The organism is Flavonifractor sp. An9 (assembly GCF_002161245.1).
In the GTDB taxonomy this organism is placed as follows: Bacteria; Bacillota; Clostridia; order Oscillospirales; family Oscillospiraceae; genus Flavonifractor; species Flavonifractor avicola.
In genome coordinates this window covers 103,951-129,820 of the sequence record NZ_NFHC01000002.1, presented here as the reverse complement: position 1 = coordinate 129,820, position 25,870 = coordinate 103,951, and the positions used below count along the sequence as shown (strand labels likewise).

29 protein-coding genes are annotated in these 25,870 nt (G+C 61.9%); all 29 read right to left on the bottom strand.

The window, feature by feature from the left end; translation table 11 throughout:
• Positions 1 to 104: 104 nt before the first annotated feature.
• Positions 105 to 644, bottom strand: coding sequence for a hypothetical protein (locus B5G40_RS02460; protein ID WP_087187924.1), 540 nt, complete (start codon positions 642 to 644; stop codon positions 105 to 107).
• Positions 645 to 647: 3 nt separating this feature from the next.
• On the bottom strand, positions 648 to 1,241 hold the full coding sequence (locus B5G40_RS02455; protein ID WP_087327075.1) for a J domain-containing protein: 594 nt from the start codon (positions 1,239 to 1,241) through the stop codon (positions 648 to 650).
• On the bottom strand, positions 1,238 to 2,107 hold the full coding sequence (locus tag B5G40_RS02450; protein WP_087327073.1) for a DUF5685 family protein: 870 nt from the start codon (positions 2,105 to 2,107) through the stop codon (positions 1,238 to 1,240). Before B5G40_RS02450 ends, B5G40_RS02455 begins: the two co-directional genes overlap by 4 nt.
• Positions 2,107 to 2,535, bottom strand: coding sequence for a SoxR reducing system RseC family protein (locus tag B5G40_RS02445; protein WP_087187921.1), 429 nt, complete (start codon positions 2,533 to 2,535; stop codon positions 2,107 to 2,109). Before B5G40_RS02445 ends, B5G40_RS02450 begins: the two co-directional genes overlap by 1 nt.
• Positions 2,536 to 2,575: 40 nt before the next feature.
• Positions 2,576 to 3,820: a CdaR family protein gene (locus B5G40_RS02440; protein ID WP_087327071.1), complete on the bottom strand. Its 1,245-nt coding sequence runs from the start codon at positions 3,818 to 3,820 to the stop codon at positions 2,576 to 2,578.
• Entirely contained in the window at positions 3,801 to 4,688 is an 888-nt protein-coding gene (gene cdaA, locus B5G40_RS02435; RefSeq protein ID WP_087187919.1) for a diadenylate cyclase CdaA, read from the bottom strand. Before cdaA ends, B5G40_RS02440 begins: the two co-directional genes overlap by 20 nt.
• 230 nt (positions 4,689 to 4,918) lie before the next feature.
• On the bottom strand, positions 4,919 to 6,046 hold the full coding sequence (locus B5G40_RS02430; RefSeq protein ID WP_087398639.1) for an aminotransferase class V-fold PLP-dependent enzyme: 1,128 nt from the start codon (positions 6,044 to 6,046) through the stop codon (positions 4,919 to 4,921).
• On the bottom strand, positions 6,043 to 6,297 hold the full coding sequence (locus B5G40_RS02425; RefSeq protein WP_087389409.1) for a DUF3343 domain-containing protein: 255 nt from the start codon (positions 6,295 to 6,297) through the stop codon (positions 6,043 to 6,045). The genes B5G40_RS02430 and B5G40_RS02425 overlap by 4 nt, the downstream gene beginning before the upstream one ends.
• 59 nt (positions 6,298 to 6,356) lie before the next feature.
• Positions 6,357 to 6,830 carry a 2-C-methyl-D-erythritol 2,4-cyclodiphosphate synthase gene (ispF, locus tag B5G40_RS02420; RefSeq protein ID WP_087398638.1) on the bottom strand — a complete coding sequence of 158 codons (474 nt, stop codon included), beginning with the start codon at positions 6,828 to 6,830 and terminating at the stop codon, positions 6,357 to 6,359.
• Positions 6,827 to 7,558 (bottom strand): 2-C-methyl-D-erythritol 4-phosphate cytidylyltransferase, encoded by a 732-nt coding sequence (gene ispD / locus B5G40_RS02415; RefSeq protein ID WP_087398637.1) that lies wholly within the window; start codon positions 7,556 to 7,558, stop codon positions 6,827 to 6,829. Before ispD ends, ispF begins: the two co-directional genes overlap by 4 nt.
• 93 nt (positions 7,559 to 7,651) lie before the next feature.
• Positions 7,652 to 8,128, bottom strand: coding sequence for a CarD family transcriptional regulator (locus B5G40_RS02410; RefSeq protein ID WP_087327057.1), 477 nt, complete (start codon positions 8,126 to 8,128; stop codon positions 7,652 to 7,654).
• Between the two features lie 291 nt (positions 8,129 to 8,419).
• The gene (gene tnpA, locus B5G40_RS02405; RefSeq protein WP_162614482.1) at positions 8,420 to 8,881 is read right to left on the bottom strand and encodes an IS200/IS605 family transposase; all 462 of its coding nucleotides are present in this window, start codon (positions 8,879 to 8,881) and stop codon (positions 8,420 to 8,422) included.
• Positions 8,882 to 9,063: 182 nt separating this feature from the next.
• Complete coding sequence (locus tag B5G40_RS02400; RefSeq protein ID WP_087398636.1) at positions 9,064 to 11,007, bottom strand: bifunctional 4-hydroxy-3-methylbut-2-enyl diphosphate reductase/30S ribosomal protein S1; 1,944 nt, start codon at positions 11,005 to 11,007, stop codon at positions 9,064 to 9,066.
• Positions 11,004 to 11,600, bottom strand: coding sequence for a lysophospholipid acyltransferase family protein (locus tag B5G40_RS02395; protein WP_087398635.1), 597 nt, complete (start codon positions 11,598 to 11,600; stop codon positions 11,004 to 11,006). Before B5G40_RS02395 ends, B5G40_RS02400 begins: the two co-directional genes overlap by 4 nt.
• Positions 11,597 to 12,277: a (d)CMP kinase gene (cmk, locus tag B5G40_RS02390; RefSeq protein WP_087398634.1), complete on the bottom strand. Its 681-nt coding sequence runs from the start codon at positions 12,275 to 12,277 to the stop codon at positions 11,597 to 11,599. The genes B5G40_RS02395 and cmk overlap by 4 nt, the downstream gene beginning before the upstream one ends.
• Position 12,278: 1 nt before the next feature.
• A complete protein-coding gene (locus tag B5G40_RS02385; RefSeq protein ID WP_087398633.1) occupies positions 12,279 to 13,532 on the bottom strand; it encodes an NAD(P)/FAD-dependent oxidoreductase in 1,254 nt (417 codons plus the stop codon).
• Positions 13,529 to 14,398, bottom strand: coding sequence for a MurR/RpiR family transcriptional regulator (locus B5G40_RS02380; RefSeq protein WP_087268553.1), 870 nt, complete (start codon positions 14,396 to 14,398; stop codon positions 13,529 to 13,531). The genes B5G40_RS02385 and B5G40_RS02380 overlap by 4 nt, the downstream gene beginning before the upstream one ends.
• A gap of 225 nt (positions 14,399 to 14,623) precedes the next feature.
• Positions 14,624 to 15,331, bottom strand: coding sequence for a pseudouridine synthase (locus B5G40_RS02375; RefSeq protein WP_087398632.1), 708 nt, complete (start codon positions 15,329 to 15,331; stop codon positions 14,624 to 14,626).
• Between the two features lie 67 nt (positions 15,332 to 15,398).
• The gene (locus B5G40_RS02370; protein WP_087398631.1) at positions 15,399 to 16,475 is read right to left on the bottom strand and encodes a D-alanyl-D-alanine carboxypeptidase family protein; all 1,077 of its coding nucleotides are present in this window, start codon (positions 16,473 to 16,475) and stop codon (positions 15,399 to 15,401) included.
• Positions 16,476 to 16,501: 26 nt separating this feature from the next.
• On the bottom strand, positions 16,502 to 16,948 hold the full coding sequence (locus B5G40_RS02365) for a GerW family sporulation protein (RefSeq protein WP_087327036.1): 447 nt from the start codon (positions 16,946 to 16,948) through the stop codon (positions 16,502 to 16,504).
• 3 nt (positions 16,949 to 16,951) lie between these two features.
• On the bottom strand, positions 16,952 to 17,587 hold the full coding sequence (locus B5G40_RS02360; RefSeq protein ID WP_087398630.1) for a DUF2953 domain-containing protein: 636 nt from the start codon (positions 17,585 to 17,587) through the stop codon (positions 16,952 to 16,954).
• Positions 17,584 to 18,249, bottom strand: a complete 666-nt coding sequence (gene scpB, locus B5G40_RS02355; RefSeq protein ID WP_087268538.1) for an SMC-Scp complex subunit ScpB — start codon at positions 18,247 to 18,249, stop codon at positions 17,584 to 17,586. Before scpB ends, B5G40_RS02360 begins: the two co-directional genes overlap by 4 nt.
• Before the next feature lie 3 nt (positions 18,250 to 18,252).
• Positions 18,253 to 19,074: a segregation and condensation protein A gene (locus B5G40_RS02350; protein ID WP_343286718.1), complete on the bottom strand. Its 822-nt coding sequence runs from the start codon at positions 19,072 to 19,074 to the stop codon at positions 18,253 to 18,255.
• A 1-nt stretch (position 19,075) separates the two neighbouring features.
• The gene (locus B5G40_RS02345; protein WP_087398629.1) at positions 19,076 to 19,786 is read right to left on the bottom strand and encodes a site-2 protease family protein; all 711 of its coding nucleotides are present in this window, start codon (positions 19,784 to 19,786) and stop codon (positions 19,076 to 19,078) included.
• A 3-nt stretch (positions 19,787 to 19,789) separates the two neighbouring features.
• Positions 19,790 to 20,485, bottom strand: coding sequence for a tyrosine-protein phosphatase (locus tag B5G40_RS02340; protein ID WP_087398628.1), 696 nt, complete (start codon positions 20,483 to 20,485; stop codon positions 19,790 to 19,792).
• A gap of 105 nt (positions 20,486 to 20,590) precedes the next feature.
• Complete coding sequence (locus tag B5G40_RS02335) at positions 20,591 to 21,343, bottom strand: fumarylacetoacetate hydrolase family protein (protein ID WP_087398627.1); 753 nt, start codon at positions 21,341 to 21,343, stop codon at positions 20,591 to 20,593.
• A complete protein-coding gene (yihA, locus tag B5G40_RS02330; RefSeq protein WP_087187900.1) occupies positions 21,340 to 21,939 on the bottom strand; it encodes a ribosome biogenesis GTP-binding protein YihA/YsxC in 600 nt (199 codons plus the stop codon). Before yihA ends, B5G40_RS02335 begins: the two co-directional genes overlap by 4 nt.
• A 45-nt stretch (positions 21,940 to 21,984) precedes the next feature.
• On the bottom strand, positions 21,985 to 24,384 hold the full coding sequence (gene lon, locus B5G40_RS02325; RefSeq protein ID WP_087398626.1) for an endopeptidase La: 2,400 nt from the start codon (positions 24,382 to 24,384) through the stop codon (positions 21,985 to 21,987).
• Between the two features lie 108 nt (positions 24,385 to 24,492).
• Positions 24,493 to 25,806 (bottom strand): ATP-dependent Clp protease ATP-binding subunit ClpX, encoded by a 1,314-nt coding sequence (clpX, locus tag B5G40_RS02320; RefSeq protein ID WP_087398625.1) that lies wholly within the window; start codon positions 25,804 to 25,806, stop codon positions 24,493 to 24,495.
• Between the last annotated feature and the right edge of the window lie 64 nt (positions 25,807 to 25,870).

Here is a 25,870-nt window from a genome sequence, read left to right as displayed (position 1 = left end):
GACAACTTCGTCCAAAAACCTTGCGCCTGAACAAAGCTATTTGGCCTTGAAAGCTTTAGCTTTCAAGACTTCCAGCTTTGTTCATTACGCATTATTATATCAGACTACCGATTCTTCCGCAAGCCCCTGTCCACCCGGGCCACATAGAAGGCAATGAGCTTGGAAAAGCCGATGTCATAGATGACAAAGCCGATGTTGCCGGCAGCAAAGACCATCCAGCTCTGGCTGAGGGCGGCGGGCAAAAAGGGCAGAAAGAGGGCCTTCAGCCCGAACCACAGCACCGCCAGGGCGATGTTGCAGCAGACCAGCTTGCCCACCCATTCCAGTACCCGGCTGGGCAGCCGCTCCAACAGGCTCTTCACCATAGGCCACAGGCCGAAGAAGATCAGGTAGAGCAGCGCCACACTCTTGCTGGGGATGAGGAGCAGACCCAGGATACCGGTGGCGCCGTAGCAGAAAAACCCGGCGGCCAGGCTGGCGGACACCACCGCCCCTGCCGGAAACACCCCCGCCACCGCCACCAGCGCCAGCTTTCCGCTGGGGGCCAGGAAGGCCAGGTAGAGGGAAATCAGGGACAGGCCGGTGAGCAGGCCCACCAGCGCTGTCCGGCCCGCGCCGCCGCGATAAGAACCACGCCCTGCCATGGCTCAGTTCCCGCAGCCGCCGCACAGGCAGTTGAGACACATACAGGCGGTACACATATCGCAGGCGTCGGGGCCGCCGCCGTAGCCGTAGGGCCGGTAGGCCTGGCCGCCCTGACGCATCATCATCAGGGCCTGACGGTATTCGGCGTTGGAGGGGTCCATGTTGCAGGCCATCTGGATGTGCTGGGTGGCCTCGTCCAGCCAGCCCTTCCGGTAGGCCAGAGAGCCGGTGAGGAAGTGCCACTCGGCATCCTGGTTGGGGGCGGAGCGGAGCAGCTGCTCGGCCCGGCTCAGATCCCCCATATTGATGGCCTGGCGGACCTGGTTGTACAGGCTGGAGCCCTGGGAGGAGGAGCCGTAGGACTGCTGATAGCCGCCCTGATAGCTTCCACCCTGGTGGCCGCCGCCGGAGCGCATCTTGGTGATGGCGTCGTAGGCCTCGTTGATCTCCTTCATCTTCTCCTCCGCCAGATCGGCCAGAGGGTTGTTCTGATAGTTGTCGGGATGGTACTTCCGGGCCAGTTCCCGGTACGCCCGCTTGATCTCGTCGTCGCTGGCGTCGGGCTTTACACCCAATACGCTGTAAGGATCGCTCATGTATGTTTTCTCCTGTCTGTATGATTGGCGGCCTTCCATTGGCCGGTAAAAACCAGTTCTTCCACGGCGGGCAGGCCCAGATAGAGGATGTTCTCCACCGTCTCCTGCCAGTGGCCCAGCTCCAGCAGGGCCATGGCGGACCGGGCCAGATTGAGGGAGTGACGCAGAGTGGTGCGCATGGTCTCCCGTCCCTCCTCCGGTCTGCCGTCAAAGCGGGTCAGGATGGGATTGTAGGAGCCGGTACGCTTGTCCTCCTCCAGATCGTCCCAGGCGTCCACCAGGTAGATCCACCGTCCGATGTGGTAGAGCAGCTGTTCCATGGCCCGGTCCCGGGCCCGGTCCCCTGAGGGGGGCGCGGCAGCGGTGAGCAGCCGGGCAAAGGTGTCCGCCGTCCGGTCGATGGAGGAACACTTCTCCCCTTCCAGCGCCTGCAGCTCCGTCAGACATTGGCGCACCTGGCCGTCAAAATCAGGCCGGGCGACGGCAGCCTTCCGGTAGCCACGGCGGAGCATTCGAGAGAGCAGCCGGGCAGTCAGCCCCTTCCAGAACCCGCTGTCGTCCACCGTATCCCGCAGCTTCCAGTAGCTGAGGATGGTACCGGCATCGGCGGCTGCGTCCACTCCGTCAGAGAGGACGCAGTTCTTTTTCCTGCACCACAGCCGGGCGGGACATCGCCTGGAGGCAGGCTCCGGCTTGGCCCCGTCCAGCAGCATGGCCAGGAAGGTGAAGTCGTAGTTGAGGAACATCCGGGCCAGAAAGCCGTGGCGCTTGCCCAGGGCGTGGCATACCCCGCAGTAGAGGGCCTCATAGTCCCGGTTCTGGCGCACCTTCAGTTCGTCCCGCCAGGGACGCACATAGCCGAACATCAGTCAGCGGGGTTGATGGCGGTGATGCAGAAGGTAATGGAGCGGTTGCGGCGGACCTGCCGGTCCAGCAGCACCGCCAGCAGCACGCCCAGGGCAAAGCCGATGCCGCCCACCGCGGCGCTGATGCCGCTGCTCAGCTGAAAGGCAGCGCAGATGAAGTAGCCCAGGAAAAACAGGATAAAAGGCACCAGATAGACCACCACAGCCGCCTTCAGAATGCCGCCGGTGGAGGACTCCACCCGCACCATGTCGCCGGGCATGGCCCGCACCGGGTTGGCCGCCATGACGGCCACGGTGGAGCTGACCATCAGCTCGCTGCATCCGCCGCCGCACTTGGAGCAGTCGTGGCCGCAGGCGGACTGACGCTTCACCGCCACCTCCGCCCGGCCATCGGGAAATACTTTGGTTACTTTTGCAGTTTGAATCATGGGATCACCTTGGTTTTTCTCTTTATTCTGTGACAGGAATCTAGGTCAGAGACACGGATATGGCGTATTCGCCCACCACGCCCACGCTGCTGCTGCCGTCCAGATAGACCTTGACCGGGACAGTGCGGCTGCCGGTGGAGGGATCGGTGTTGGACAGGTCGGCTACGATCCGAAGCTGGGACTCGGTGATCTCATTGACCTCCTCCTCCGGGCCCCGGATGAGGACGCTGCACGACTTGGTGATGGCCTCCGCCTCATAGCCCTCGGGCGTGTTGATGATCTCGATGTTGTCCACCTTCATGGTGCGGGTAGCCAGACCCTGAATGGTCACCGTCACATTCACTTCGGTAATGCCGCTGACGTTGGTCAGCTCCGGGGAGAGCTCAATCTCCTTGGTAAACACATTGGTGCCGTATACGTCGGCCAGTTTGATATCACCCAGGGAGATTTCCTTCAGGCCCTCCACATCAGCCTGATCGCCGGACACCATGATGGTGTCGGTGGGGCTGAAGGTCACCTTGGCGTCGGCCGCCGTAGCGCCGCCGCCCTCGATGAGGTTGACGGTGAGGGGTACCTCCTTGAGCACCTCTACCGGCAGGGTCACCAGAACGGTCTGGGGATCGGCCTTGATATTGATGCCTGTGACAGGATTGCCGTTGGAATCGATGAGGGTCACCGGACACTGCTCGCTGTAGGTGCTGGTCAGGTCCTGCTGAGCCACGGTCACCTGGGCATACTGCACCTCGTTGACCAGCTCCTCCTGGCCGCTGATGGTAATGGTCTCCGGAGTGATGGAGAACTCGCCCCGCTGATAGCCCTCAGCCACACTGCCCTCAAAGACCGCCTGTACTGGCACATCCTTTTCCGTCCAGCGGGACACGGTAAAGTCCACAGTGGAGGGGCTTGTATACCGCAGATCGATGGCGTCGGTGGAGGTGATGGACCGGGGATAGTTGATGATACGGGTGGTGATGGGAATGGATTGCTCACCCGGTTCGGTAATACCGGACACATCGATATTCACCGTCACATCCCCCTGGGACAGGCGGTTGAACACCTCCCGGCGGGCCTGGATGTTGAGGCTCACCGTCTGATCGGCTCCCTGGGAGATCATCAGGCCCCGCTCTTCCAGCACGTCCAGGCCGCTGAATACCACCTGTACGTTGCGGACGGTACCGGTGGTCAGGGGGTTGGCCTCCTTGCCCACATAGATCCAAAGGGCAAAGGCCAGCAGCAGGGAGACCAGAATATAGAACCACTTGGAATCAGTGATCTTTCTCACCATTCAGCTTCTCCCCCTTTCCGCCCCGGAACAGCGACATGAATTTGAACTTGGACGGAGCTTCGGTCTGTTCCTGCTCGGGCATAAGCTCATTGCGGAGCAGCCGTTCCAGGGTTTCGGGGGCCAGATGCCGCTTGAGCATCCCGCCCACCGCCACCGAGATGGAGCCGGTCTCCTCCGACACGATGGCCACCACCGCGTCGGTGTGCTCGCTGGCGCCGATGCCCGCCCGGTGGCGCATACCCAGCTCCCGGGACAGATTCACGTTGCCCGACATGGGGAGCATACAGCCCGCGCCCACGATCCGGCCGCCCCGGACGATGACGGCGCCGTCATGGAGGGGGGCCTTGTTCCAGAAGATGTTTTTCAGAAGCTCGGCGCTCACCGAGCAGTCCAGGGCAGTGCCTGTCTTGATGGCATCATCCAGCATATTCTTCCGCTCAAACACCATCAGCGCGCCGGTCTTGGACTTGGACAGAGAGGCGTAGGCCTCCACCGTCTGGGTGATGGCCCCATCCAGCTCGTTGCGTTCCTCAGCGTGGGTAAAAACCTGGCCCAGGCTGGTACGGCCCATCTGCTCCAGGAAGCGGCGGATCTCCGGTTGGAAAATGACCACCAGAGCCACAACGCCCCATTCCACCACCCTGCCCAGCAGGAAATTAACGGTGTTAAGCTGAAGCAGGCTGGAGGCCCACAGGGCCACAATGAGCACCAAAATGCCCTTTGCCACCGCCCCGGAGCTGGTGCGGCGGATGAGCATAATGAGCTTATAGATGATAAACGCCATAATCAGGATGTCGATGATATCGAAGATCCCGATGGGGGTCACCATCCCTTTGAGCTGCTGCAGCAGATATAAAATGCCTTCCATACTCCCACGTCTCCCGCTCTCCGGCGGCGCCGGTCATTGCTCCCTGGCCGGTCCTGTTGAACCGACCTACTTTAACCAATTTATTATACTGTATTCCCCTGTGATTGACAAGGGTAAGCAAGATCAATTTTCTGTGAATTCCGCTCACCGTTCCCTCAGATCCGACGGGGTCCGACGCTTTCCTGGCAGCAAAAAACCCTCCGGGCCGAGGGCCTTGGAGGGCATTTCGCTCAGCGGGAGGACCGGACCAGCCGGGAGACCTCCCACACAAACCGGTCCACCTCCGCCGCCGTGTTGAAATCGGAGACACTGGCCCGGACGGTGCCCGCCTCCAGAGTGCCGGCGTTTTCATGGGCCAGGGGGGCGCAGTGGAGCCCCGCCCGCACCGCGATGCCCCGGCGGCTCAGGGACTCCCCCACCGCCTCGCAGTCCATCCCCTCCACCTGGAAGGAGAGCACGCCGCTCTGACAGGCCGGGTCCCGTGCCTGAAAGGCTTTTACATGGGGCAGCCGGGCCAGACCTTGGGCTGCCCGTCGGATAAGGGCCCCCTCCCGTTTGCCGATAGCCTCCGGGGTGCGGGCGGCCACATAGCGCAGCCCCGCCAGCAGTCCGGAAATGCCGGGCAGATTGTGGGTCCCCGCCTCCAGCCGGTCTGGCAGATAGTCGGGCATGGTCTGGAGGGCGGAGGCGCTGCCGGTACCACCCTGGATCAGGGGGACCGCCTCCCCGGCGCAGAGGAGCAGCCCGGTCCCCTGGGGGCCGTACAGCCCCTTGTGGCCGGGCATGGCGATGAAGGCCGCCCCCAGCTTCTCCTGCCGCACCGGCAGACAGCCGGCAGACTGGGATGCGTCCACGATGAGGGGAATCCTCCGGCGGCGGCACAGGGCGGCAATCTCCTCCATGGGCAGGATGAAACCGAACACATTGGAGACGTGGGTGCACACCACCGCCGCCGGGTCCGCCTCCAGCCCCGCCTCAAAAGCGTCCAGCAGCCCCTGCCGGTCAAACAGAGGGGCTTTGGCTACCATGATCTCCGCCCCCAGGGCGTGGAGCGGCCGGGTGACGGCATTGTGCTCCCAGGGGGAGATGAGCACCCGGTCCCCCGGCTTCACCAAGGAACGGATGGCGATGTTCAGGCCGTGGGTGGCGTTGAAGGTAAACACCACCTGCTCGGGGCTTTCCATGCCGAAGAGGTCGGCCGCCGCCTGACGGCAGGCAAAGGCGGTCTCCGCCGCCCGGCGGGCGGGCAGATGACCGCCCCGGCCGGGGCTGGCCAGATTTCCCACCGCCCAGGCCGCCGCCCGGGCCACAGCGGGGGGCTTTTGCAGGGTGGTGGCTGCACTGTCCAGATAGATCACAGCCCCACCTCCCGGTAGCCGCCGTCCTCCGCCTGGAGGAAAATCCGTTTAGGGTTGAGGCCCGCCCGGTTCAGGATCACCAGGGCGTTGGTAAGGCTGCGCTCGGCCACCTTGACGGAGTGGCTGCACCCCTCCCGGTCGATGAGTTTTGGGGATCGAAGAATGCGGGCCGTGATCCCCGCCCGCTCCAGCGCGGCGGCTGTCCGCTGGGCATAGGTCAGGGAGCGGCAGACAATGAGATAATAGACCATAAAAAACGCTCCTCTCGCACCAGCATATGTGCAAGAGGAGCAAAGGGTGAACCGTGCATTTAAATGGACTCCAGCAGACAGACAGCGTGGGCGGCCATGCCCTCCCCAGACCCGGTAAAGCCCAGGCCCTCCTCGGTGGTGGCCTTGACGCTGACCTGATCCACGTCCAGTCCCAACCGGGCAGCCAGATTGGCCCTCATCTGGGAAATGTGAGGGGCCAGCTTGGGCTTCTGGGCCAGGATGGTAGCGTCAATGTTGCCCACCCGGTACCCGGCCTGGGTGAGGCGCTCCCCCACCCGCTCCAGCAGCACCAGGCTGTCCGCCCCGGCGTAGGCCGGGTCGTTATCGGGGAACAGCTTGCCGATGTCCCCCAGGGCCGCCGCCCCCAGCAGGGCGTCCATAATGGCGTGGGTCAGTACGTCGGCGTCGGAGTGGCCCAGCAGCCCCTTCTTCCAGGGAATGTCCACCCCGCCCAAAATCAGCTTCCGGCCCTCCACCAGCTTATGTACGTCATATCCGTGTCCGATTCTCATATTTCTTCCCTCCAGGCCAGCAGGGCCTCAGCCATAGCCACGTCCTCCGGCGTGGTCAGTTTCAGGTTGCAGTAATCGCCCTGGGTCAGAGCCACCCCGATACCCAGCCGCTCCACAGCGGAGCAGTCGTCAGTGAGGGCGGCATCCGCCTCCAGTGCCTTGGTGAGGGTCCCTCGAATCAGATCCCGTTGGAACACCTGGGGGGTCTGGACGGCGTAGAGCACCGACCGGTCGGGGGTGGACTCCACCAAACCGTCCCGGGCCACCTTTACTGTATCCTTCACCGGCACAGCGGGGGCGGCGGCGCCGCACTGGGCTGCCCGGCGGATCACTTCCTCCAGTACCTTCTGGCTCACCAGAGGACGGGCGCCGTCGTGAATGGCGGCCAGCTCAATGGAGCGGCTCAGCTCCTCCACCCCGGCCAGTACCGACTGGGTGCGGGTCTCCCCGCCCCGTACTACCTTTCGCACCTTGGACAGGGCGGCATCCCGGCACAGACCGCTGATGGGCACGATCAAATCCTCCCGGGTGACCACCACGATCTCGTCAATGAGGGGGCAGTTGTCCAGGGCCCGCAGGGTACGGATGATCACCGGCACCCCGTCCAGAGGGAGCAGCACTTTGTCCTGCCCCATCCGGGTGGAGCTGCCCGCCGCAGGCACCACCGCGCCGCAGCGGAGGGATTCCGGCCTGTCCCGATGAAACAGCCGGGAGAATATGCCTGCCATGTTGGTTCCTCCTTCTACAAAAAAGGAGCCTGCCGGCCCCTTTTTATCGCTTGATATGGGCGGGGCGGTTGGCCGTCCCTCCGTTGTATCCTATTACGCCATAGCGGTATTGATGCGCTTTTCCACGTCCTCATAGCTGGCGTTCTGGGAGAGCACGATCTCTGAGATCAGAATCTGTTTGGCGGAGTGGAGCATCTTGCGCTCTCCGGTGGAGAGGCCCCGCTCCTCATCCCGGTGGGTCAGTCCCTTTACCACCCGAGCCACTTCCAGCAAATCCCCGCTTTTCAGCCGGAGCATATTTTCCCGGTAACGGCGGTTCCAGTTGGGGGTCATATCCACCTCGATGTCGGGAATGGCGGCAATGACGCGGTCCGCCTCCTCTCCGTTGATCACCGGGCGCACACCGATCTCCTCGCTGTTCTCCGTGGGGATCATGACCAGCATCCCGCCCACGGGCAGCTTGAGAATGTAGTACTCCCGTACGACACCGTTGATTTTCTTCTGCACGATGCTGTCCACAATACCAGCACCATGCATCGGGTGAACGATTTTGTCCCCTACCTGAAACACGATCCCACCTCCAAGCAGATCCGTCCGGTTCCTATACACTCCTCACCTTGTTTTATCCGATACAAGTTTATTATAGACCGGATTTCAATGCTTTGCAAGTAAAATCCCTTGCGTCTGTGTAAAAAAGCGGGGAATCCGGGCGAAAAAGCCTCCGCTGTGCTGCTCTGTGGTCCAAAATGCAATGAACACATCCACCAGCGAAGCTGGTGGTTGTCACTATGCGGGCATAGCCCTCTGTTCCTCGCGGACGCGTGCAACGCGTAATACGGTCTGCCAGCTGCGTAAGGACTGTTACTTGCCGCCCGTAAACGGGCTGTTAGATGGGATTCTCAGTTGCTCTCCCATCTCGTCCTCTTTTAGCTGATTCCTCACATACTCGGCAATTCGGCTCTCGTTTTTCCCTACCGTGTCCACATAGTATCCTCTGCACCAAAATTCTCGGTTCCGGTACTTGTATTTCAGCTCGCCGAATTGCTCATACAGCATTGTGCTGCTCTTCCCTTTCAGATACCCCATAAAGTGCGATACTGACATTTTCGGTGGTATCTCTACAAACAGATGGATGTGGTTGGGGCACGCTTCCGCTTCTATGATCTTTACCCCTTTCCACTCACATAACTGCCGCAGTATTTTTCCTATTGCCGCTTTCTTTTCTTGGTAAAATACCTTCCTCCGATACTTTGGCGCAAATACGATATGATATTTGCAATTCCACCGGGTATGGGATAAACTATTGATGTCATTCAGTCCCATCTGGATGTCCTCCCTTTGCTATCGTTTGTGCAGTTGGCAGACCGCACTCCTATTATAGCAAAGGGAGTTTTTTTATCTTTTTCATCGCCTTAGGCTTTTTTGAACCACTCGCCTAGCGAGTGGTTTTCTTTATACAAAAAACCGGGGACGCCATCACTGGCGTCCCCGGTTGGGTGACGGAATTACTCCTCCTCGGGAGCAGCCTCCTCGTCGCCGCCCTCCAGCAGAGCGCGGATGGACAGGGAAACCTTCTTGTGGTCGTAGTCGATGTCGATGATCTTCACGTCCACCATCTGGCCCTCGCTCAGCACGTCGCCGGGCTTGTCAATGCGGTGATCGGCAATCTGGGAGATGTGGATCAGACCGTCCACACCGGGCACGATCTCGGCAAAGGCGCCGAAGGTCATCAGCTTGACCACGCGGACATTGGCCACGTCGCCGGGCTGATACTTGCTGGTGAAGACCTCCCAGGGGTTCTGGGAGCGGTCCTTCATGCCCAGAGAGATCTTCTTCTTCTCGGGGTCGAAGGAGATGACATACACCTCAACAGTGTCGCCCACGGAGACGACCTCGGAGGGGTGCTTGATGCGGGACCAGGACAGCTCGGAGATGTGGACCATGCCGTCCACGCCGCCGATGTCCACGAAGGCGCCGTAAGAGGTCAGGCTCTTCACGGTACCGGTGTAGCGCTTGCCCTCCTCGATGTTGGCCCACACCTCAGCGGCCTTGGCGGCACGCTCCTCGGCCTCGACGGCGCGGATGGAGCCCACCACGCGCTTACGGGCGCGGTTGACCTCGGTGATGCGCAGGCGCACCTTCTGCTTGACCAGCTGGCTCATGGGAGTATCCCGGGGCAGGCCGGTCTGGGAAGCGGGCACGAAGACGCGCACGCCCTTGATGGACACGACGACGCCGCCCTTGTTCTCCTCGGTGACCACGCCCTCGACGGTGGTGTGATCCTCCTTGGCCTGCTCCACGTCTTCCCAGCTCTTCACGGTGTCAAGGCGCTTCTTGGAAAGGGTGACAACACCCTCCTGGTCGTTCACGCGCATGACGTAAGTCTCGATCTCATCGCCAACCTTTACCAGGTCCTCGACCTTGACCGTAGGGTCGTCGGTCAGTTCGGACACCGGTATGTAGCCGGCGTGCTTGGTGCCAAGATCCACATAGATCTCAGTGGGCGTAATGCCAGTGACAACGCCCGTGACCTTCTCCCCTGTATTTAAAGTCTTGATCGATTTCTCCAGCATTTCAGCGAAGGATTCCTCGATCTCAATGTTTTCGTCGCTCATTTTGTCATAGACCTCCTTTATAATCCACTCAGGCGTGGACGCGCCCGCAGTGATTCCAATAGAAGCCTTCCGGTACAGGGTGGAAGGTTCCAACTCTGCCGCCCGTTCGATCCAAACGACCATGGGACAGAGCGCTTTGCATAACTCGGCCAGCCGTTTGGTGTTGGAACTTTCCCGCCCACCGATGACGACCATAGCATCGCTTTTGGCGGCCAGCGCCTGAGCCTCAGACTGCCGTTTATACGTAGCATTACATATTGTATCAAAAATTTTTAAATTTGTACACTCTTTTTTTGCTTTTTTTACGCACTCTGCCCAGATAAAGTGCGTGGAGGTGGTTTGGGACACCATGGTGATGGGCAGTTCCCGCCGTTTGGGGTCCTCCTCCAGCCACTGGGCCAGAGCCTGTTCCCCTTCCAGCACAACAGGATGGGCACACCAGCCGGCGATGGCAGCCACCTCCGGGTGGTCGGGCATCCCGATAATGAGCACCTGCCTGCCCTCCCCCTCCGCCTCCTCCACAATGCGGTGGATGCGGGAGACATTGGGACAGGTAGCGTCGATCACGGGACAGCCACGCTCCTCCAGGGCCTTGTGGACCGCCCGCCCCTCCCCGTGGGAGCGGATGATGACGGCAGTACCGGGCGGTACCTGGTCGGGAGACTGGATCAGCGCCACGCCCTGCTCCTTCAGATAGTCAATGACGCTGCCATTGTGGATGATGGGGCCCAGCATGGCACAGGGCCTGCCGTTTTTAGCTGCCTGCTCCGCCAGTTCTACCGCCCGCCGGACGCCGTAGCAAAATCCGGCGGACCGGGCCAGTTCCACCCTCATCGCCCCGCCTGAGGCTTCAAAGCCTCGATGCGGACCATCAGGTCCTCGGCGATGCTCTTGTACTCCTCCGGCGTGGGGCGCTTGCCGGCGGTTTTGGGGTAATAGGGCTCTCCAATGACCACCGGATTCCAGCGGAACCAGCGCTTTTCCGCCGGCATATAGATGGGCACGATGGGCACTCCGGTGCGGGTAGCCAGCATGGCGGCGCCCGTCTTGGCATCGCCGAAGTCACCGTCCTGATGACGGGTGCCCTCGGGGAACATAAGCAGCAGCTCCCCATTTTTCAGATACTTCATGGCGGTCTTGATGGCTCCAATGTCGGCCTGACCCCGCTTGACGCCGAAAATGCCGCCGTGCTTCAGGATCCAGCCGATGATGGGCCAGTGCATGACCTCCTCCTTGGCCATGACGTGGATCTGGTGCTTCAGACCCAGGGCGTAGGCCACGAAGAGAGGGTCGCTCATCCGGGTATGGTTGGCGCACAGCAGAGCGCCCCCCTCCGGAAAGTTCTTCTTGTTGATGCAGCGGGTGGGTTTGAAGATACGAAAGGCCGGCCAGAGAACGATATAGGCCAGGATATAGATGATATTCATGCCTGCAACTGCTCCTTTGCAATCTGAATCAGCAGGTCCAAGCTTTGTTGCAGGTCCAGCTGGGTGGTATCGGCCAGAACCGCATCCTCCGCCTGACGCAGAGGCGCGGCAGAGCGGGTGCTGTCCTTCTCATCCCGCTCCTTCACGTCCCGCAGCACCGCTTCGTAATCGGCGCTCTGGCCCCGCTCCTTCAGCTCCAGCCAGCGGCGGCGGGCCCGCGCCTCGGGAGCGGCGGTGAGGAAGATCTTTACGTCAGCCTGGGGCAGCACCACAGTGCCGATGTCCCGGCCGTCCATGACCACGTCGTGCTCCTGAGCCAGTTTCCGCTGGCGGTCCAGCAAAAAAGCACGGACCTCGGGTATGGCGGACACGCAGGAGGCGTACCGGGAGATCTCATGCTGCCGGATGGCCTGGGATACGTCCTCTCCATTGAGGTACATCCGCTGTTCCCCGTCCTCCCCGTAGCCCAGACCGATGTCCAGGCCGGGCAGCAGGGCGATCACCGCCTCTCTGTCCTCCGGGTCTGCGCCGGTACGGAAGGCCTGCAGGCCCACGGTACGGTAGATGGCGCCGGTATCCACATATAAATACCCCAGCGCCTTGGCCAAAGCCCGGGCCAGGGTGGACTTGCCCGCCCCGGAGGGGCCGTCAATGGCAATGCTCCTGTGCTTGGTCATATCACTCTGCCTCCTTGGAGGGACGGACGAACTCCGCTGCGCCTCGTCCCGCCGCCCGGCCGGTGGACCAGGCGATCTGCAAATTAAAGCCGCCGGTGTAGGCGTCTACATCCAGCACTTCCCCGGCAAAAAAGACCCCAACCGCCTTCTTGGAGGCCATGGTATGGGGGTCTACCTCAGAAGTTTTGACGCCGCCGGCAGTGACAATAGCCTCGGCGATGGGCCGGGGTCCGGAAATATCGATGCGAATGCACTTAAGGGTCTCCACCAACCGGCGGCGCTGCTGCTTGGTTACCGAGTTGGCCTTCAGGTCGCCGGGAATGCTGGTCAGCTCCAGCACCACCGGCACCATGAGCCGGGGCACCAGCCCCTCCAGCACATGGCGGAAATCCTTGTTGGCACCCTCCCCCAGGTCCCGGAGCACCCGGGCGTCCAGCTTCTCCTGGTCCAGGGCGGGTTTCAGATCCAGCAGGATATAGTAGTGCTCCTTCCCCATGTCCCGCATATGGGCGGAGGCGGAGAGGATTAGGGGCCCGGTGATACCGAAGTGGGTGAAGAGCATCTCCCCCTGCTCGGCATACACCGTCTTTTTCTTGCTGTTTTTCACCTGGATGGCCACGTTCCGCAGGCTGAGACCCTGCATCTGGGCGCAGAAGGCCTGCTCCGTCACCAAAGGTACCAGAGAGGGCCGTGGCTCCACGATGGTATGGCCCAGCACCTTGGCAAAGTCGTAGCCGTCGCCGGTGGAGCCGGTGAGCGGATAGGACACGCCGCCGGTGGCCACCACCGCCGCTTTGCAGGGATAGGTCCCCTTCTCCCCTTTCACGCCGGTGATGCATCCCTCCTCCAGGATCAGGCCGACAGCCCGGTCCTGAACGATGTCCACCCGGGCCTTCCGCAGGGCACGCAGCAGGGCGTCGATGATGTCGGCGGCCTTGTCGGACTGAGGAAACACCCGGTTACCCCGCTCCACCTTCAGGGGCACACCCAGACCTTCAAAAAAGGCTTCCGCCTCCTCGGGAGTAAAGCGGGTGGCGGCGCTGGTCAGGAACCGGCTGTTGCCGGGAATATTTTGCAGCAACTCCTGCACCGTGCAGTGGTTGGTCACGTTGCACCGGCCCTTGCCGGTGATGTACAGCTTGCGGCCCAGCTTAGGGTTGCGCTCCAGCAGGGTAACGGACACGCCCTGCTCCGCGGCGGCCAGGGCCGCCATACACCCGGCGGCGCCGCCGCCAATCACGATGATCTCACTCAAGGGTTTTCGTCCACCTTCTCATAGACCTCATACTCGTCCCAGATCCGTTCCAGACTCTCAAAGGTACGAGAGAGGTCGTCGTTCTTCTTCCGGCCGATGGCCACGATCAGGGCGTTGACCAGGCTGAGGGGGGCCACCAGGGAATCCACGAAGGAGGCCATGTCGCTCTTGGCCAGCAGGGTGATGGTGGAATAGGGAGCCAGCGGGGATGCCGCCGAGTCGGTAATGGCAATGGCCTCCGCCCCCCGGTCGTGGGCAAACTGCATGGCCTTCACTGTCCGGCGGGAGTACCGGGGGAAGCTGATACCGATGATCACGTCCTCCGGCCCGATGTGAAGCAGCTGTTCAAAGACCTCGCTGCTGGAGGTGGTGTGGATGATAGTCACATTGTTGAAGATCAGGGTAAAATAGAACCCCATAAAGCTGGCGATGGCGGCAGCGGAGCGCACACCCAGAATATAGATGTGGCGGGCCTTGACGATGGCGTCCACCGCACGCTGGAACTGGGTCTGATCGGTCTCCTCCATGGTCAGGCGAATCTTCTCAATGTCGGACTGCATCACCATGGACAAAATGTCGTGGTCTCCGATGCGGTCGTTGGTCACCTCGATGCGCTGGATAGAGGTGAGCTTGCTGCGGATCATCTCCTGCAGGGCCTTCTGCATGGCGGGATAGCCGTCGTAGCCCAGCTCGGCGGCAAAGCGCACCACGGTAGACTCGCTCACCTTCACCGTCTTGCCCAGCTTGCTGGCCGTCATGAAGGCGGCCTTGTCGTAGGACTCCAGGATGAAGTTGGCGATGAGCTTCTGCCCCTTGGAGAAGGTATTCATTTCAGATTGAATGGTAGAGAGAATATCTTTCGGCATAACCAGTACCTCCCGGCGTTCTGATCCCTGTCGACATAACGCCGTTAACCTTGATGACAAAGAATCCCGGTCCATCCCCCGGTGTGACCGTGGACAGACCGGACAGAAAGACGGCCGCGCAGCCGCGGTACGTCCCTTGATTCAGTAAACATTATCATACTGGTTTTCCGAAAGAAAAGCAATCCCCTTTTTGCAAGAATTCTATCATTTCCTGCAAAAAGTCCCTCAGGCTCTGGGTGGGACCTGCTCCAGCAGGGCCACTTCCTCCCTGCTGAGGACTCTCCAGCGGCCCGGCTTCAGCTCTCCCAGGGTGAGGGCTCCCTCCCGCACCCGGCGCAGGCGGGTGACCTGGAGTCCGGCGGCGGCGCACATCCGCCGCACCTGCCGGTTGCGCCCCTCATGGATGGTGACGGACAGAATCCCCTCCCCCGCTCGCTCCACTTGGGCGGGACTGAGGGGCACGCCGTCCAGCTCCATGGGACCCCGCAGCACCGGCAGAGCGGCGGGGATATCTCCTTTCACCCACACCAGATACTCCTTCTCCACCTCATGGCTGGGATGGATGAGCCGCTGGGTCAGCTCCCCGTCGTCGGTGAGGATGAGCAGGCCCTCCGAATCCAGGTCCAGCCGGCCCACCGGCCATACCCGGACGCCGCAGTTCTGTACCAGGTCGGCCACCGTTTTCCGTCCCTTCTCGTCGGACAGGGTGGTAACATAGCCCCTTGGCTTGTTGAGCATCAGATAAGTACGCTTTTCAGGACCCTTCAGAGGCCTGCCGTCCACCCGGATATCGTCTTTGTCCGGGTCGGCCTTATCGCCTACAACGGCAGGCTTGCCGTTCACTGTCACCCGGCCCGCCGCCAGCCAGCCCTCCGCCGCCCGGCGGGAGCAAACGCCGTTGGCCGAGAGTATTTTTTGCAGCCGTTCTTCCACCGGCAGTCTCCTTTCCGCAGTTGAGGCCTGCCGTAAAACGGCAGACCTCTTCTGTATTGTGTCAAATTCATCCAAACAGCCGCTGCCACCACCGGAGAGGGGCCACGTTGTTGACCGCCCCCGTCTGGTAGAGCAGGGGCAGCCGGCCGATCTCATCCCCGTTCAGGGTGAGTGTGAGGCTCCCCGCCGGGAATCCGGCCTCCACCGGGGCCTCCACCTGCTCCGGCAGATCCACTGTCCGCTGGACGGTCTCTCCCTGAGCCAGCGGGTAATAAAAGTCGGACACGGTGCTCACCCGAGTGAAAGGGCACAGACTGCCCGTCACCGGAATGTGGGTCCACTCCCCCGCCGACGCCGCCAGGGTCCGGGGATAGGTGGCAAAGCCGTAGTCAAAGAGGGCGGCGTGATCGGCCCAGTCGTTGGGGGCGTTGAGGGTAACGGCGATGAGCTCCTGGCCATCCCTCAGGGCGCTGGACACCAGGGTCCGTCCCGCCTTGTCGGTGTAGCCCGTTTTCAGGCCGGTGCACCCCTCATACCGCCACAGCAGTTTGTTGTGGTTGGTCAGGCTCCGCCCGGCAATGAAGACAGACCGGGTGGAAACGATGGTCCGCAGTTCCTCCCGCTCCAGTACCGCCCGGGCCAGGATGGCCATATCGTAGGCGGTGGAGTAGTGGTCCGGGTCATCCAGACCGTTTGGATTTGCAAAGTGGGTGTCGTTCATGCCCAACTGGGCGGCCTTTTTGTTCATCTCCGCCACGAAGCTCTCCACGTCTCCCCCGCAGTAGCCTGCAATGGCCAGGGCCGCGTCGTTGCCCGAGGAGAGCATCAGCCCGTAGAGCAGAGCCTCCAGGGTGACCTTCTCCTCCGGCTTGAGGTACATGGAGGAGCCCTCCGCCCCCGTCCACTCACGCTTGATGGTTACCGTGGAGGACAGGTCGGGATGGAGTTCCACCGCCACCAGGGCGGTCATCAGTTTGGTGATGCTGGCGATGCTCCTCTGTTCCCGGGCGCTTTTCTCGTAGAGCACCCGCCCGCTCTCTTTGTCCATCAGGATGGCTGAGGAGGCGGACAGGGTGGGTTCTGCCCCGAAAACGGGCAGGACCAGCAGAGACAGGACCAGCAAAAGGGCGCACCAGCGTTTCAAAACAGCATCACCTCACGTTGATGCCGTTAGTATACGCCCTCAAACCCCGGTTTATCCGTGCCGTTCTGGGCGGCCTTCTCTGCCTTTTTCTTCTCCTGCTGCTTCTCAATGAAGTCCGTGATCTTGTCGATGGCCTCGGGCACCATCTCCACCACCCGGTCCACAGTGGTAGCGGCGGGAGGCGCCACAGGCAGCAGCTTCACCGAGCCGTCCTTGACCACCAGGAAGCCCACCGGGATCAGGTTGATGCCCGCCCCGGCGCCGCCGCCGAAGCAGCTGTTGTCCTCCGGCTTCTTGTGCTTACTGCCAAACTCAGTACCGCCGGAGCCCACACCCACGCTGAGCCGGGAGATGGGGATGATGGTCACCTCGCCGGTGACGATGGGCTGGCCCACAATGGTGTTGGCGTCTGCGATCTCACGGACCTTGTCCACGATCTCGCCCATCAGATCTCCGATAGGATGCTTTTCCATAGCTTAAACCGCCTCTTTCTGTGTTTCCTGCCGGGATTTGCTCCCGCTTTTTTGTTTGGAAAGGATGGGCAGTACCTTGGATGCCACCCGGACGCCCAAGGCAAGGATCTGCCCGATGGTCAATGTGGCCGCCGCCCGCAGATATACAGTGGGATGCTCAGTGGTAAAATCCACGTTGGTGCGGATGCGCCACTCCTTCACCTTGAAATTTTGCTCCACCAGGGGCCAAAACATACCGATGGCCCCGTTGAGTCTGCCGTAATTCACCGCCGTCTTGGCCGGATCGGCGGAGGCAACAACCACGTCCAAATAAAACTGGTCAATGCGGATCTTCCGCCGCAGCTGCCCGGCGGCATCGGTCACCACCGGCAGCAGTTCTTTCACCAGATCAAAGATTTCTCCCGCCGTCTTGGGCTTCTTTGGAGGCTTGGACTTTTTTTGCTTGGATGCCTTGGCTTTTTTTGCCTTGGCCGGTTTGGGCTGTTTGGCCTTCCGGGGAAAGAGGGTCACCCGCACCGGCCCTGCCAGCAGCCGAACGGTAAAGGTCTTTTGGGCGTACTCCGCCCATACCCCCACCCGGATCAGGCTGAGCAGCACCAGCGCCAGGACCACGATCCCCAGAACCAGCAGCACAATCATGCCCCAGACTCCTCCTCAGACTTGGCCAGCTCCCTGGCGGCTTCCTCGATCTCTTCCTCGGTGATGGCGGACAGGTTCTCCCCTTCCTCCGCCGCCTTCAGCCGCTCCACCGCTGCCTGCATCTCCAGGGTAATCTGCCCGTCCTCCGGCGGCATATTGGGCAGCTCGGGCAGCTCGTCCAGGCTGGACAGGCCGAAGGACCGCAGGAAGGTCTGGGTGGTGCGGTACTGGATGGGCCGGCCTGGCACCGCCAGGCGGCCGCACTCCTCGATCAGATCCCGCTCCAGCAGCAGGCCGATGGTATAGGAGCTGTCCACCCCACGCACCTGGTCCACATAGGCCCGGGTGGCAGTCTGGTGGTAGGCAATGATGGCCAGCACTTCCAGAGCGGGCTGGCTCAGCCGGGCCGGACGGCGGGTCTCAAAGGCTTTTCGGATGTAGGGGGCGAACTCAGGGGCAGAGCACAGCTGATAGCTGGTCTCCAGCCGCACCAGCCGGATGCCCCGGCGCTCATAGCTGTAGCGGTCGGCCATGCGCTTGCACACCGTGTCCACGGTGCCCCGGTCCAGGTCCAGGGCCAGGCACAGCCGTTCCACTCCCACCGGCTCCCCGGCGGCAAAGAGGATGCCCTCGATGGCCGATTCGATTTCCTTTACTTCCATAGATTATCCCCCGTCTGACGGCTCGTAAACATCGGTGGAGTAGTCGGGCTCCTCCCCGCCCTCCCCGGTGCTTGTAATGGTGCAGTCCTGCTCGGTCCCCGCCAGGCGCACCCGCCGGGCCTTGCACAGTTCCAGCACAGCAATGAAGGTGGCCACGACCTCCGACCGGCTCCGGTTGCCCCGGAACAGGGCGGAAAACCGGGTGACCCCGAACCGGGCCAGCCGCTCCAGAATCTCGTCGGCCTTATCGGCCACCGGGTAGGGCTCCCGGCCCACAATGCCCTCAAAGGCGGCCATGGGGGGCGGCAGCCGGTGGTCGGCCCGGGCCAGGACCGACTTCATGGCCTTCAGCAGGTCCTCAGGCTTGTGGACGTAGCGGTAGGTCTTGTCCGCCTGGATGGCCTCCGGCGGCTTGGTCAGGTAGTCCCGCCCCACCGCATAACGGTCGGACAGGGTGGGCACCACCGCCTTGATGCGGACATAATCCTCCCGCCGCTGATGCTCCTCCAGGGAGGCCATCAGCTGTTCCAGTTCGGTAAGGGCCTCCTCATCGTGGATGGACAGCAGCATCCGGGTCTTGATGTAGACCAGCTGGGCCGCCATGGTGACGAACTCGCTGGCCACCTCCAGGTCCAGCTGCCGCCGCTGGTCCATCCAGGCCAGATATTGGTCCAGAATCAGGGAGATCTGAATGTCCTTGATCTCCATCTTGTTCTTGCTCAGCAGATGGAGGATCAGGTCCAGGGGGCCGTTGAAGTCCTCCATATCCTCCCGGTTCTTGACCACTTTTTCCAGATGGTAAATGGGCGTTTCGATGGCACTCACCTCAAAACAGGTTCAGAATAGTGGAAACGTCCTGGAGATAGAGCAGCCATTCCAGCGGCATTCCGGTGATGGCGCACAGCCCCCGCAGGCACTGGACCATCAGGAAGGTCAGGGGCTTGTTGAACACCCCCACCAGCACCAGGATGATGAGCAGGCCCATCACATATTTCTCATACTTGAGGATGGTATAGTAGGTCCTGTCGGGCAGGAAGGCAAACAGGATCTTGGACCCGTCCAGAGGGGAAATGGGGATCAGGTTGAACAGTCCCATACCCACCCCCAGCAGGGCCATATTGGACAGGAAACACAGGGCCAGCAGAGTGCCCTTGTTGATAGGAGCGAAGTGCCAGACAACGGAGGCCAGCGCCACTGCCGACAGAGCGGTGAGGAAGTTGGCCACCGGTCCTGCCAGGGCGGTGAGAGCCATGCCCTGTTTGGGTCGCTTGAAGTAGCGCATATCCACCGGCACCGGCTTGGCCCAGCCCACCTTGACCACCACCATCATCAAAAGGCCCATGAGGTCCAGGTGCTTGATGGGATTGAGGGTAAGCCGTCCGGCATTTTTGGCGGTGGGGTCCCCCAGCCGGTAGGCCACAAAGCCGTGAGACAGCTCATGCAGGGTAATGCACAGCAGGGCGGCCACGGCACTGATGAGCAGGGCCACAAGGCCCCACCAGTCCATATGCTGGGCAAATTCACGCAGAGAACCCAATGGTCATTCCTCCAACAGTTTGCGTTTCAGCCGGTCCAGTACCGGATCGGTCAGTCCGGCGGCATACAGATAGTCCAAAACAGAGCCGTAGGCCCCCTCCAACCTCTCCAGGCAATCCTCCAGATATTCCGGCTTGGAGAGGCCCACATAGGCGGGCAGGTCGGCGCGGGTCTCCTGCATCCACCGGATCACCGGGCGGATATAGGTCTGGGACACCTGATAGTCGGCCAGAATGTCCAGCCGGTCCACTCCCGCCAGAGTGAGCAGCAGGGCGGCAATGCAGCCGGTGCGGTCCTTCCCCGCCATACAGTGGAAGAGCACACCCCCAGGTGCGTCGGCGATGGTCTCCAGCACCGAGCGTATGGTGTCCTTCCGCTCCAGGGTGCGGAAATAGCCCAGGCCGATGAGCTCCTCCTCGTTGGGCAGCTTCTCGCCGGTAGACATGGGAATGAAATGGCAGGAGAAGCCGGAACGGGCCGTCAGTTCGTCAGGGAACTGTCTCGCCTCCGCCGGGCTGCGCAGGTCGATGATAGTAGTGATGTTCCGCTCCAGCAGAAGCTGGACATCGGCGTCGGTCAATCCCATAGGGTTGTCCCCCCGCAGCAGAACGCCCCACCGGGTGGTCCTCCCATCCGCCGTAGGATAGCCGCCCAGATCCCGCAGGTTGAGCATCTTCCCCAGCACGATTCGCCGCTCCATTCCATTTCCCCTCAGTTCTGTCCATAATTTGATTCCGATTATATCAAATTTTCCCGAAAAACACAAGCCGGACCGGCGGGTTTGCCCAGCCGGTCCGGCCTCTGCTCAGATGATGTGGTTCCGCAGGGTACCAATGCCCTGAACGGTCACCTCCACGGTGTCACCGGGGGCCATGGGCCCCACCCCTGCCGGGGTGCCGGTGGTCACCACGTCGCCGGGCTCCAGAGTCATGGAAGCGGTGATGAACGCCAGCAGCTGGGGCACCGCCGTCATGAACTGGCTGGTGTTCCCCTGCTGCACCACCGTCCCGTTGAGCCGGGTCTCGATGGCCAGAGCGGCGGGGTCCACCTTGTCGGTGACCACGGGGCCTATGGGGGCGAAGCCGTCCATGCTCTTGCCCCGGGTCCACTGGCCGTCCCCCTTCTGCACGTCACGGGCGGTGACGTCGTTGAGGCAGGTGTAGCCCAGGATATAGTCTGCAAAGTTCTCTGCCTTTACATCCTTTGCCCGGCGGCGGATGACGAAGGCCAGCTCCCCCTCATAGTCCAGCCGCCCCACAAAGGCGGGAGCGTGGACGGTTCCCTCGGGGTGGTTGAGGGTATTGGGGGCCTTCAGGAAGAGGATGGGCCGCTCAGGCACCCCCTCCCCCATCTCCACGGCGTGGTCGTAGTAGTTCTTGCCCACGCACACGATCTTGGTGGCCTCGCAGGGGGCCAGAAGGCGGCAGGCCTCCAGGGGCAGACTCTCACCGTCGTAGCAGATCTCCTCAAAGGGCGGGCAGGTCAGGGTGCGCACCAGGTCCCCCTGGAGCACACCCCACACGCCCTTGCCGTCCCGCAGCAGCTTCACATATCTCATGCCAGTCCCTCCGCGTGGTCCAGGATCAGATTAAGCAGTTCCTGCTTGCCGTCTCCCTTCTCAGCCGAAAAGGGAATCACCTTTACAGAATCGTCCAGTTCCAGAGTCTCCCGGATACGGGCCAGATTGGGCTCGATGTCGCTCTTGCGCAGCTTGTCCAGCTTGTTGGCCACCACGGCAAAGGGCTTGCCGCTGTTCTTGAACCACTGGGCCATGGTGCAGTCGTCGGCGGTGGGCTTGTGGCGGGAGTCCACGATCATCAGCCCCAGTGTCATCAGAGAGTTGTCCGCAAACCACTCCTCCATGAGCCGCCCCCACCGCTGCTTCTCCGCCAGGGATACCTTGGCATAGCCGTAGCCCGGCAGGTCCACCAGATAGAAAGCGGAGTCGATGAGGAAGTAGTTGATGTGGGTGGTCTTGCCGGGGGCTGCGCCCACCCGGGCAAAGTTCTTCCGGTTCAGGAGCCGGTTGATCACTGAGGACTTGCCCACGTTGGAGCGGCCGGCAAAGGCCACCTGGGCCAGCCGGTCCCGGGGAAAGTCAGACGCCTTAGCGGCGGAGCGGACAAATTCCGCTTTTTGCAGATTGATGGGCATAATTACCTCCCAAATGTGTATGCGCGACGGGGGTTTGCCCCCGTCTTACTGGCGCAGATTGGGCCGCTCGGCGGTCTGGGTCCCGGTGTGGGGCTGGGCCAGCGGCTGGGCAGGTTCACATACCTTCAGGTCCAGGGCCTCAGCCAGCACCTGGTCCACCTGCTCCACAGGCACAAACCGCAGCCCCGCCTTGACGGTGGGATCGATCTCCTCCAGATCCTTTACGTTATCCGCCGGAACAATCACGGTGCGGATCCCGTTTCGGTAGGCAGCCATGGTCTTTTCTTTCAGACCACCGATGGGCAGCACTCTACCCCGTAAAGTAACTTCGCCTGTCATTGCAAGCTCCGTCTTGACCGGCATATTGGTAAGGGCAGACACCATGGCGGTGGTGATGGCGATACCGGCGGAGGGGCCATCTTTGGGCACCGCTCCCTCCGGGAAGTGGATATGGAGATCCTTTGTCTTGTGGAAGTCGGCCTCAATGCCCAGCTGGGCGGCCCGGCTGCGGATATAGGTCAGGGCGGCGTGGGCAGACTCCTTCATCACGTCCCCCAGGTTGCCGGTAAGCTCCACCTTGCCGGTGCCGGGCACCACGGCCACCTCCACCTCCAGGATCTCTCCTCCCACGCTGGTCCAGGCCAAACCATTGACTACGCCCACCTGCTCGGTCTGGGGGATGTGGTCGGGGTGATACCGGGGAATGCCCAACAGCTCCTCCAGATTTTTCTCTGTAACGCTGACCGACTTTACAGTGCCTGTCACCAGGCGCATAGCGGCCTTACGGCACAGGGCGCCGATCTGCCGCTCCAGGATACGCACGCCCGACTCCCGGGTGTAACCCCGGATGAGGGTACGCAGTGCGTCGTCGGACAGTTTGAACTTGGCCTTTGTCAGGCCGTGGCGCTTGATCTGCTTGGGGATCAGGTGGCGCTTGGCGATCTCCACCTTCTCCTCGTCGGTGTAGCTGCTCAGCTCAATGACCTCCATCCGGTCCAGCAGGGGCTTGGGGATGGTGTCCAGGGTGTTGGCGGTGGTGATGAAGAGCACGTCGGACAGATCGAAGGGCACCTCCAGGAAGTGGTCCCGGAAGGTAGCGTTCTGCTCGGCGTCCAGCACCTCCAGCAGCGCGGAGGCGGGGTCGCCCCGCTGGTCGTTGCCCAGCTTGTCGATCTCATCCAGCAGCAGCAGCGGATTGCAGCTGTCGGCCTGCTTGATGGCGGCAATGATGCGGCCAGGCATGGCCCCTACATAGGTCTTGCGGTGGCCCCGGATCTCAGCCTCGTCGTGGACGCCGCCCAGAGAGATGCGGGCCATGTTCCGGTGAATGGCGTGGGCCACGCTGGTGGCAATGGAGGTCTTGCCCACGCCGGGCGGGCCTACCAGGCAGATGATCTGCCCCTTCATCTGGGGAGAAAGCTGCTTGACGGCCAGGAACTCCAGGATACGTTCCTTTACCTTCTCCAGGCCGTAGTGATCCCCATCCAGCACCTTGCGGGCGGCCTCCACGTTGACTCGCTCTTTGGTATACTTGCCCCAGGGCAGTTCCAGCACGGTATCCAGGTAGTTGCGCAGCACGGTAGCCTCGGCGGAGCCGAAGGGCTGCTTCTCCAGCCGGCCCAGCTCCTTGGTCAGCTTGTCCGCCACCTCCTGGGGCAGCTTGGCCTGGGCAATACGCTGGCGGTACTCCTCCAGCTCGCTGTCCCCCTGGCCGTCCTCCCCCAGCTCCTGCTGGATGACCTTCAGCTGCTCCCGCAGCACATAGTCCCGTTGGCTCCGGGTGAGTTGGTCCCGCACCTTGTCCTGCATCTGGTGCTCCAGCTCCAGAATGGCCACCTCCCGGCGGAGGTTCTGGCACAGCTTCTCCAGCCGGCGGACGGGGCGCAACTCTTCCAGAATGGCCTGCTTGTCCCCGGTGCGCATGGGCAGGTTCTGGGCGATGTAGTCGGCGATATAGCCCGGCTCCTCGCTGGAGAGCACCGACAGCAGAATGTCGGGAGTCATCTTGGGGGCCAGGTCGATGTAGTTCTCAAACAGCTCGTAGGTCTGACGGATCAGCGCCTCGGTGCGGGCAGAGCGGCGGAAGGTGGTCTCCTCCGGGATCTCCTCCACCTGGGCGGTGAAGTATGGCGTGGTCTGGGTCAGGCACTGGAGCCGTCCGCGGCTGACGCCCTCCACCATCACCCGCACATTACCGCCGGGCAGGCGGAGAATCTGGCGGACGGTGCTGATAGTACCCACCCGGTAGAGGTCGGCCTCTTTAGGCTCCTCCACTGCCAGATCCCGCTGGGCTACCAGGAAAATGGGCTGACCGGAGGTCATGGATTCGTCCAGGGCCTTGATGGAGGCCTCCCGGCCCACGTCAAAGTGGAGCATCATATTGGGAAAAATGGTCAGGCCCCGCAGGGCCAGGGCCGGCATGACCGCAGGCAGATTGGTTTGCATGGACTTCCCTCCTCTCGGGAATATGAAACAGGAGACAGGACCGAGGGCGGCCGGTCCTGCCCAGTCTCCCGGTTCCTGTCTCCTATATTGGTCTTATGGCTGTTCTGTTCAGGACACGTTGCCCTTGGGGGCCTTTCCGCCGTGCTCGGCACGGAGGGACGCGCCGCCCAGCCTGGGCCGGTGGGTGCGCTCCGGGTCGTGCTCCACCGTGGGAGGCACATGGTCCTTGACGCTCTCGGCGGTGATGGTCACCTTGGTAATGGTGGGGTCGGAGGGCACGTCGTACATGACCTGGGTCATGACCTCCTCCAGCACCGCCCGCAGGCCGCGGGCGCCGATACCACGCTCAATGGCCTTGTCGGCAGCCGCCTCCAGGGCGGCGGTGTCAAAGGTGAGATCCACCATATCGTACTCCAGCAGCTTCTGGTACTGCTTCACCAGAGCATTCTTGGGCTCAGTGAGGATACGCACCAGCTGATCCTTGTCCAGGGCGTTCAGGGTGGTGATCACCGGCAGACGGCCCACCAGCTCGGGGATGATGCCGAACTTCAACAGGTCGTGGGGCTGGACCTCCTTGAAGATAGCGGTATCCTTCTCCTTCTTGCTCTGGATCTCGGCGCCGAAGCCGATGGTCTTTTTGTCCAGACGCTGCTCGATGATCTTCTCCATGCCGTCGAAGGCGCCGCCGCAGATGAAGAGGATGTTCTTGGTGTTGATCTGGATGAACTCCTGGTGGGGGTGCTTGCGCCCGCCCTGGGGGGGCACGTTGGCCACGGTGCCCTCCAGGATCTTCAGCAGGGCCTGCTGCACCCCCTCGCCGGACACGTCCCGGGTGATGGAGGTGTTCTCGCTCTTGCGGGCGATCTTGTCGATCTCGTCCACATAGATGATGCCCCGCTCGGCCAGCTCGATGTCGTAGTCGGCGGCCTGGACCAGCCGCAGCAGGATGTTCTCCACGTCGTCGCCCACGTAGCCGGCCTCGGTGAGGGTAGTGGCGTCGGCAATGGCGAAGGGCACCTTCAGGATGCGGGCCAGGGTCTGGGCGAAGAGGGTCTTGCCGCAGCCAGTGGGGCCCATGAGCAGGATGTTGCTCTTCTGGAGCTCCACATCCTCCCCGCCCCCGAAGTAGATGCGCTTATAGTGGTTGTATACCGCCACGGACAGAGCCACCTTGGCATCCTCCTGGCCGATGATATACTGGTCCAGCACATCCCGGATCTCCCGGGGGGTGGGGATTACATCAGGGATGTCGGGGGACACGGACTCCTCCGGGTCATAGTTGTCGTCCAGAATGCTCATGCACAGGTGGACGCACTCATTGCAGATATAGGCCCCGGGGCCGGCGATGATGCGGGCCACCTGGTCCTGGTGCTTGCCGCAAAAGGAACAGCGTACGCTTTTGCGCTCGTCGTTTTTTGGCATATCGTTACCTCGTCGTACTCTGGATTGGTTGCAGATGGGAGCAGGTAAAAAGCCGGAAAGGGAG